The organism is Paraburkholderia sp. RL18-085-BIA-A (assembly GCF_046027075.1).
GTDB lineage: Bacteria > Pseudomonadota > Gammaproteobacteria > Burkholderiales > Burkholderiaceae > Paraburkholderia.
Map to the genome: position 1 here is coordinate 1 of NZ_JARESU010000386.1, position 1,718 is coordinate 1,718.

Annotated in this window: 2 protein-coding genes; one reads left to right on the plus strand and one right to left on the minus strand. The window is 56.3% G+C overall.

What is annotated here, in order from left to right:
- Nucleotides 1-163 precede the first annotated feature (163 nt).
- Nucleotides 164-400 carry a hypothetical protein gene (locus tag P0D89_RS52640; protein WP_408370535.1) on the minus strand — a complete coding sequence of 79 codons (237 nt, stop codon included), beginning with the start codon at nt 398-400 and terminating at the stop codon, nt 164-166.
- Nucleotides 401-617: 217 nt separating this feature from the next.
- On the opposite strand from P0D89_RS52640, the gene P0D89_RS52645 reads away from it, so the two are divergent.
- Complete coding sequence (locus P0D89_RS52645) at nt 618-908, plus strand: DUF4148 domain-containing protein (protein ID WP_408379571.1); 291 nt, start codon at nt 618-620, stop codon at nt 906-908.
- Nucleotides 909-1,718: the final 810 nt, after the last annotated feature.

Sequence of the window (1,718 nt, forward strand, 5' to 3'; positions counted from 1 at the left end):
GCGAACGGGGACCTTGGACGTGAGTCCGAACAACTATGATGGCAAGCAACAGTTAAGACAGGCTTAAACAGCGCAGCTGCGCAAAACTGCACCCACAGCGACCAAGGGTCGACACGGCTGTACCTTGAATCGGACACGATGAGGCGTTCATCGCAGCAATTTCCTATTGGATGCCTGGCGGTTCAGGCCGCGTGCGAACGTTACTCGCGATGTCGCTACGCAAATCCCCGCGCGGCGCCTGCGGCGTGAAATCGCGGACGCGCTCGCCCTGTTGCCAAGCCTCGACCGTGACCGGCCGGCCCGGGCGCCAATTCCGTTCCTGCGGCCTTTTTTGCGAAAAAACTGGTGCGGCCATCGATGAGACAACAATGCCGACCAGAAGCAGTGACATTGGTTTCATGTTGGCTAGCCGTTTAATGGCATCAATACGTTCGCGTGCGCGACGCATTACTACAGCGGAGTCCAGAGGGTTCCGGCCTTTTTACGAAAATGTGTTTTCCGATGTGCGCGAGCAAATTCCAGCCTCATGGGACCTACAATAAGCAGCGTTATGTTTTAAAAGGCTTGCGGAAATTATTCGCGAAAGCCTTCGAATTCTACTTGTTTGGAAAGTGAAAATGAAACGAGGCGTAAAGGCAGTTTTTCTTATGATGTTTCTGCTTGGTAGTGTGTCTGCAATGGCTGATAGCAAACTAACTGTGGAGGAATGTAACGATTATCCGTTCAAGCCGGTCGTTGGTGAGGTAACGCATGCCCAGTTGGTACGGGAGCTGGCGGAGCTGGAATCGGTTGGTTACGACCCCCACAAAAACGACTACTACTATCCCAATGACCTCCAGGCAGCACAGGCGCGATTGCACACGAAGTATGTTGCGGACTGCGCACCGGCGACTGGTCAAGGGGGCTGACGCCGCCTGAATTTCTTCGCACTGGATGAAGCCGGGCAGTTCATGGATGGCCGATTCCAGCTGTGGATAGCTCCCGACAGTGCGATGAGTAATGGCTCTGCACCACTGGGCCCTGATGCAGTCCCAGTTCCTGTCCCTGTCGACAAGGCAGACGACGTTGCAACCATTTTGCGCAAACTCGTGGCGTCGGCGACTGATGCGACTACAAAGCGCGGACCGGAGAATGGGTAAGCGATGGCTGCGGTCTGTTGGCCGCGACTTCAGGACTTCTGCTATTCGCAGGAAGACGTCAATTTGGTCGCAGCCGTCAATGCATGGGACTTGCGCACCGGTGCTTTGGCGCTTTCCGTCACCCTGCTCGCCGCCTTGGCAAGGCCATTCGGCGCCATCCGCGACGCCCAAAGAACGCGTCGCCTACATTGAAATAGGGAAGATTGCGGAGAGAGACGCGGCTTAGTGCGGCAAGCCGTCTCGCAATCTCAGCTAAATGTGGCCATCGATTCTTCGAGGCGCTCGGAGCCGCAGTTCTGACAACCGAAAAGCATATCCGGGTCGGCTCGTTCGTCTTCCGGTGTTTCGCTGAGTTCGCGGAATGTCGTTAGGAGGCTACGCCATGGCGCGGACCATCTTGTCTCCCTGGAGCGGACACCAGTTACGTCGGCAATTCGCAAGAAGCCAGTGTCTGGGAAGAAGGTGAGCGTGACGGCTACACCGTCAATGACGCAGGTTGCGATACACGGTTTTGTTGCCAGCACGTGTGCCTCCAGTGAGATGTCCAGTTTGAGCGCCGCGCGACCGGCGGACTGTCAC